Annotated in this window: 6 protein-coding genes; 1 reads left to right on the top strand and 5 read right to left on the bottom strand. The window is 57.0% G+C overall.

Going from position 1 to position 7,064, the window contains the following annotated elements; translation table 11 throughout:
• On the top strand, positions 1-188 hold a 188-nt coding region (locus NOV21_RS06395), incomplete at its 5' end, for a hypothetical protein (protein ID WP_283171786.1).
• Positions 189-691: 503 nt separating this feature from the next.
• Here NOV21_RS06395 and NOV21_RS06390 read toward each other — a convergent pair.
• From NOV21_RS06390 to NOV21_RS06370, 5 genes are all read right to left on the bottom strand, one after another.
• A complete protein-coding gene (locus NOV21_RS06390; protein WP_077597364.1) occupies positions 692-934 on the bottom strand; it encodes an ATP-binding protein in 243 nt (80 codons plus the stop codon).
• Positions 935-1,003: 69 nt separating this feature from the next.
• Positions 1,004-2,158, bottom strand: coding sequence for an AAA family ATPase (locus tag NOV21_RS06385; RefSeq protein ID WP_283171707.1), 1,155 nt, complete (start codon positions 2,156-2,158; stop codon positions 1,004-1,006).
• Positions 2,151-2,921 (bottom strand): DUF6414 family protein, encoded by a 771-nt coding sequence (locus NOV21_RS06380; protein WP_283171706.1) that lies wholly within the window; start codon positions 2,919-2,921, stop codon positions 2,151-2,153. The genes NOV21_RS06385 and NOV21_RS06380 overlap by 8 nt, the downstream gene beginning before the upstream one ends.
• A gap of 26 nt (positions 2,922-2,947) precedes the next feature.
• Complete coding sequence (locus NOV21_RS06375) at positions 2,948-5,737, bottom strand: DNA methyltransferase (RefSeq protein ID WP_283171705.1); 2,790 nt, start codon at positions 5,735-5,737, stop codon at positions 2,948-2,950.
• A 7-nt stretch (positions 5,738-5,744) separates the two neighbouring features.
• Complete coding sequence (locus tag NOV21_RS06370; protein WP_077597368.1) at positions 5,745-5,948, bottom strand: hypothetical protein; 204 nt, start codon at positions 5,946-5,948, stop codon at positions 5,745-5,747.
• Positions 5,949-7,064 lie beyond the last annotated feature (1,116 nt).

Raw genomic sequence — 7,064 nt, 5'->3', positions numbered from 1 at the left:
TGCTCCGCGAATCAATGCGCCAGGTCTACCAGGAGCTCTGCCGCCTGCGCGACTGCTCGGCCATGGACAAGCGCCTCATCGCGAAGGTCGAGCTGCTGAGCGACCTTTTCGTCGGCATCGCCGGCGACGTGGAACGCGGCGAGCTGGAGAAGGAAGACAGCCTGATCGCGGATATGCAACGAGGGTAAACATTGAGAGGCCAATACAACCCGCGATGTCGCATCAGTGAGCAATGGTCTTGACCTCGTCGGAGTCGCCCCCGTGTTGGGTAGCTCGATACTGCCGGATGCCCCGTCTCAAGGTGAGTAGAGACGAACAATGCCCACACCTTTATCGGTACAGGCATTGTCGACATGCGTCACAAAGTGGCGGGCACGCGCCCTGCATGTGATTTGAATCGCAGGGTGGCTACGCCAGACGGTACCTCCTCGACCTGGTGACACTCCCCGTAACGACGTGCCCCGACGCAATTAGCTCTCCCAAAAGCTCGTTGATCCCCGTCCTTCCCAGCCCAATGGAGTCTGTGATGACAGTCGAGCTCAGGGGGCTTTACGGACGAGTTCAAGACTCTCACGATCTCCGTCTTCACCTCTCGAGCTCGTTTCGACCAGTCGAAACACCGGACACGTACGTCAGCAGCATAGTGAGGGTCGTGCGATTCGGACCAAAGGCCACCTCGTAGCTCGGCTTCTCATAGCCTGTCAAGGCCCAACCCCGCGATGATCTTGTCCATGCCGCCGCCGGCACGCTCGCCAATCTCAATCTTCGCGAGCATCTTCATCATGGTCTCATTGCGAGGATCGGAGTTGCTGGGCTTCATGGCCTCGGAGACGGGTATGCGGAATTCGCCGGGGCTGGCTATGATGATGGCGTAGTCGTCCCATGCGATGCGCGGCACCGCCCTGGACCCGTCGCGACCCCGAGCGGCTTTCATCTAAAGCTGGTTGCCCTCCTTGAATGCCTTGAGTTCGTCGAGGTTCAACATAAAAGTCCTCCGCCTGCGCTATGCCATGGCAGATTCGTTTTCACCTGATTCAGCAAGTAGCCTGTCGGTCAGTCTGCCGAACACGGCACGGTCGATTTTCGTCTTCATGATGCGCATGTTGTCATACTTCTCTGCATTGTCTTGGAACCACGTCTCGATGTCTCTTGAGTCGATATCGTCCTTGTCGTCCTGGTCGAGGCTTTTGTAAACCTCTCTGAAGTGCCTGCTGGCTATCTCCCGCTTTGCCTCCACGGGGAGATCATCAAAGGCGATACAAGCGCCGATACGTGAGTACATCGCAGCGCCTAGCTCGCGACGAATTTCAGCCTCAGTCCCGAAGTTCGACGTAAGGATGAATATCCCTCCGGGCATGTGAACCTCATAGTTCGTGTCAACGAACACACCCTCGTCAAACAGCTGGTAAAACGCGTTGTAGAGTGAGTTGCTGACCTTGTCGAACTCGTCTAGGAGCACGACGTTGGACTCCCTTCCGAGAAGGTCCCTTGCGAAGCTTCCCTTGGAATGCTCGGCACCGAAAAGGTACTCGTACGCCTCCGTCGTCTGCATCATTGAGATCTGAACCCTTGTCATCTTGCCACCGAGAGCCTCGCTGAGGCATTTCGCACTTTCGGTCTTTCCGACGCCTGACGGCCCGTAGAACATCAACACGACCGGACGGTCTCCACTCATGACGCTGAGCCTATACAGCGACAGGGCGATCTCCCGCTTACAATCAAGCTGGCCAAGTATCCCTTCTTCCATCGCTTCATAGATCGATTTGACTGAAGGCTTGTCGATTTCTCGATACGTCGTTGCCCGAGCCTCTATCGCTTCTGGGAACGCCGACTCAAGCGATGCCCTTACGCGCTTCGGTGCATTCTGAATGAAAAGGTTGCGCACGTTGTACGATTGCGTCACGATTGCCGCGAAGTTCGATATCACATGGTCAACAACTGAGCCGAAGTCGGCTGCCCTGACGATACCGTTGTCGGCGTCGGGCTTATCCTCAAGGCTGTAGTCGTTGGTCGCATAGTCGTTTGACCTGACCCGATAGTTGTATTTCCTTATGAGTGTGAGGAACTCGACAGTATCGTCCCTCTTGTCGATACTTTCATTCAGAAGCTTCTGGAAGTCGGCGTCGCACCCGTCGAATAGGACGACTCTCTCAACCATGTGACCTCACCCCGGCAAGAAGAACGTCGTACACCTTGAGCTTCTCAGAGTTAAGGCCATCGTCATCAACAGGTCCTGCAGGCTCGTAGTCTGGGTTGCTAGTCGTTATCGTATGCGCTACGTTCAACTCGTTGCTCACGTCGAGTTCTTCAAGAGTGCAGATTCCGACTTCGGCAGCATAGATGGTCAGGTCCATGCGCAGCAGGTCGGTGACCTTGTAGTTGTTCTTGAACGATTGCCTGTTGAAGCGAAAAACGACCCGTTCTTTTTCAGCTGAACCGAGGAACTCGAAATACCCCTTGGCGTCTTTGATTGTCGAGTCTAGCTTGTCGAGGGCAAGATTGAAGTCGCCAGCGGGAATGTTGCCGCCTCGCAGCATGGCAAGGTAAGGCGTCATGAGAGCATAGCTGGCAAGCGAGTTGTCGATTGCCTCCACGGAAAACCCCTCAAAGAGCCTGATGTCCTCGCGCGAGTCCGTAGCTCCGAGGAAATCGGTCAAAACGGTGTTGCTAATTATGCTTTTTGCGACGGCGCTCGTATTGAAAGACACGCTGGCGGCACCTGATGCTTCTGCCGAAATGTCGATGCCCGTCAGTATCTCCAAGAGCTTTGTCTTCAGACTGGCTTTCGCATCGGCATTGCCCTGAAGCGCGCCATCCCGCTCGCTTGTCTTCTCTTTCACGGTGGTGGCATCGCCGCCGTTAACCATCTGGATGTAATCAGTAGCAGATCCCTCATCAAAGCAAACGATCTTGGCGAACATGAGGCTATTCTTTTCTCTTGCCACGGCTATTCATCGCCTTCCGTCATCTTTGCGTATAGCTGGAATAGGTGGGCGACAATCTTCTCCTCGTCACCGCTATAATCGATGCCATAAGCAGCTTCGACAGCTGCGTCTAGTGTCTTATGAGCAGCGTGAAGATCCTTGGGCATCTTATCTGGATCGTACATCTTCGCTAGGGGTACATCGGGATGGCATTCCCTGGCAGCAATAACGTTTTGCGCAGCCTCTTCCACGCGAGCACGCTGCTCCTCCGATGGGTCAGGATATGGGAAGTTGTAGTACACGGAGGGCGCGTAGCGATAATCGCTCTTCAACCTACCGGCAATCGTTCGCATCCACGCGTTGTGCGTGCGTGAGGAGAGCAGCCCGAAATCGTAGAGGCTTGCGTTTGTCACGATTACAACAGCGTCGTTCGCAATCACATCCGGCGACACGTATCCGATAGGGATGTACTCACGGCGAGACGAAGATACCCTCGGGATTATGAGATACTCGCTATCGGGTTGCCGGACTTGCGTAAATAGATGCGGCGCATCTGCAGTCTTCCGGATGCGCGGTATCTTGTTGTTCATGCGATACTCGCGCACGTGGTCTATGCGCTCTCGTATTTCAGGGTTTCCCTCGTATGCCGACGGATTAACCCCTACAAGCCAGAGGCAAAATCGAGTGTACTCCGTATCGTTCAGGAACTCCCTACTTCCAAGCACGGGTTTGAAAAGAGCCTCCGTCCCAGGGTATTTCGTCACGAACGCATCCCGCTCCGCTTTCGTGAAGTTGAGCTGACCATCTTCCATTGGTTGGCTTCCTTGCGTTACGACGCACTGCGATGCATTGATGCACTTCGTCCTGTTGCGGACAAAGACGTTAGGAGCGTCCTTTAAGTATCCGTTGATGTTAGTGGCTGGACGGACGCTGCCATCTGCGGCAATAATTGTTTTTGACGAGGCGTGGTTGTACATCGAAAAGCCAACTATCACAACGTGAACGTGCGCTTTGTCGGAAGCCTCGTTGTTCCAGACGAACGTCGTGTAGGCGAAATCTATGGTACAGCCCCCGTCGAACAGCCCCTTCCAAAGCGCGGCTACCGACTCCCCTTGGCAGATCGAGTTCGAAGACACGAACGCACAGCGTGTCAACGCATTCTTGGTGTACAGAGCAGCAAGTTTGAACCAGCCGGCAACATAGTCGAGCTTGCCGGCGTTAGACACCCCTGGGAACAGTCGCGTGACCTCATCCGATTGTTGTCGAGTTTGCATTGCCTGCCCTATAAAGGGTGGGTTCCCGACAACGTAGCTGCACTCGCTCGCGGACAGTACATCCTCCCAATCCATGCGCAGCGCGTTGCCCTCGTGTATGTTCTCGTTCGCCTTGAGCGGCAGGGGGTCAATCCACATGGAGAGGATCTCGCGCGTCTGGTCGAGCATCTGCAGTTCGGCGATCCAAAGCGCGGTCTTGGCGACCTCGACTGCGAAGTCATTGATCTCGATGCCGAAGAACTGGTCGGTGGTCACCTGGATGGGGTCGAGCTCGCCCATGACCATCTGCCCGCCGTACAGGTCCTCCAGCACGCGGTTCTCTAGTTTGCGCAGGGAGAGATACGTCTCGGTCAGGAAGTTGCCGCTGCCACATGCGGGATCGAGGAACTTGAGGCTTGCGAGTTTGGCTCTAAACGCCCCCAGCTTGAACCTGCGCTCCTTCTGGATGGCTAAGCCCTCAATGGCCGTCAGCTCGTCCCTTAACGCGTCGTAGAAGAGCGGCCCAGTGAGCTTGTGGATGTTCTCGATGGACGTGTAGTGCATGCCGCCCGCTCGGCGGGTCTCGGGGTTCAGCGTGCTCTCGAAGACCGCGCCGAAGATGGTGGGGCTGATGTCCTTCCAGTCGAACTCGGCGGACGCCTCCTGGAGCAGGATGAAGCGCGTGTTCTCGTCGAACTGTGGGATGATGATCTCATCCTCGAAGAGGCCGCCGTTGACGTACGGGAAGGCCGCGAGGTCGGGGCCGAGGTAGTAGTCGCGTTCCTCCCTGGGCGTCTTGAGCACGCCGAACAGGTCGATGAGCGCCTGTCGCATGTGATTGACCTGGAAGCCCTTGAGATACTTGTAGAAGGCCTCACGCTCCTGCAGGAGCTCCGCGTCCTCTGCAAAGAGGAGGAACACGATGCGGGTGACGAGGATGTTCAGACTCCTCTGCTCGCGCTCGTCGTGCTCGATATCGCGGTAGGCCTTGGCGAATGCGTCGTAGAGCTTGCCGACAACCTCGCCCGCCTTGACCGAGAGCTGCTTCTCGCGCTCGAGGCGGCTGTTCTCCTTGCGGGTGAAGAACGAGAGGCGGTGGTACTGGTTCGGCAGATCCTCAAGTCGGATCGTCTCGTAATCGGACTCCGCGTCCTCCTTGTCCAGGTCGTGGATGCGAATCTCGTCGAAGTTGCAGGTGATGATCCACTTGGGCATGACGCTGCGGGGCGTGATGTTGTCCGCGTACCACTTGGCCTGCTCGAACGGTGTGACGAGGCGCTTGTTGCCGTAGCGATCCTTGCCGCGATGCTCCGGCTCGTCGAGGCTGACGCCTCGGCTCTTGTTCTCTATCAGGATGGATCGATCCTCGTAGAAGACGTCGATTCGGCGGCCCTTCACCTTGCGCTCGAAGTCGAGTTGCTGGGTGGGGTTCGCGATACCCAGGACCTGGGAGCACAGCTCGATCCAGAAGCTGTTCGACTCGCGCTGCTCGTTGCCCTCGGCGGCTTGCCAGCGCTCCACGAACTTCTTGGCGGCTGTTTTCTGCTCGTTAGGTGTCATGCTTCTCCTACCCTTGCTTTGAAAGCTTCTCGATGATGCAGAGCTTCACGAAGGAGGTGAAGTTCATTCCGTATAGTGTCGCAGCCTCCTTCGCGGAGTCCCGCAGGTTGCTGGGGATCCGCATGGTGACAGGAACGTTGTCGCCTTCGGCGAGAAACGCCTGGATTTCAGTGGCTGATGCCCCGCTTTGGAGTAGTTCTGCATATGTCATGGGCCATCCTTCGCCAGAATGCTGGTTGCAATACATATGAATTCATTCTACCGGAGGCATAGGACATAAAAGCATCATAACCAGGGCATGATGCATACATGATCCGTCTTGAGAGGTTAAGGCTGCCGTCCCGTACAAGCCAACTTAGTGTTGATGAGGACTTGCTTCGTTCGTACGACGAGAGAAGAGAGGAACGACGCTCTCGGAGCTCGTTGCCATCCCAAAGCGACAACCTGCAGGTGTTTGCACGATCGAAACTCCATCCGACATACGAGTCGACGAATTTTTCTGTGCCGCCCAGTCACGGGAACTGGCATGCTATGGCACTGGCTCGTTGCGGGTCGTTTGCACCGCCCCGCCCACGCCTCCTCATCACCTGTCTCGCGTCGAGCCGCTGGCGCCGCTGCGCGCTAAACCCTCGGGAGTTTCCTGCATCGCATGGGCCGGCTGGCAGGGTGTGGGGCGGTCCGGTCAGGTCACCCGCAGATCACGCGCCCAGCAAGGCCATACGTTGTCGGTTGGCTGTCAGCTCTGTGGTCTCCTCGCATGCGCGTATCCAGTAGCGTGCTCACCCAACTCTATGCTTGCCGCTTCCACCTACATGCACGGCTTCCCGAATCAACCACGTCGGGCGTTCCCTTCTCGAAGTCGAGCGCCCCACCCTGCTGAGTTCCCGGCCCCCCGACGCAGCCACCGCTGCGCATTCGCCATCCGACGCCCACTCAGGCAACGACATCCGACCCGCGAAGCGGAAACATGCCACCTTGGAGCCTCCGCCCGTCCGATTGACAGCCTCCTGGGATCCAGCGGGAACCCCTTCGGCTCCTGCCTTGGACACGCATTGACGCACGGAACCCACCGGACGCACAAGGGCACGCGATGTTTTCGAAAAACTTTAGCCGGGAGACCGGTTTTCCAGGGCTGGCGAAACTTTTTAGAAAACACCGGAGGACGACATGCCTTCCAAGCCCTCCTTCGCTTTCCGCCCCTGCACGCCCGCCGGAGCCCGAGCGTCAGCCGCGCCGCAAGGCGGAAGGCCAAAGGGGCGAACCGCCGGGAACCAAGGAGGTCAGCCATGTTCGAACTCAAGCAGAAGGCCATCAAGGCAGCGGCAAC

The sequence above is a fragment of the Curtanaerobium respiraculi genome, assembly GCF_024609215.1.
Taxonomy (GTDB): Bacteria; Actinomycetota; Coriobacteriia; order Coriobacteriales; family Eggerthellaceae; genus Curtanaerobium; species Curtanaerobium respiraculi.
The sequence above is the reverse complement of the archived record's forward strand: the minus strand, read 5'-3'. Positions and strand labels throughout refer to the sequence as shown.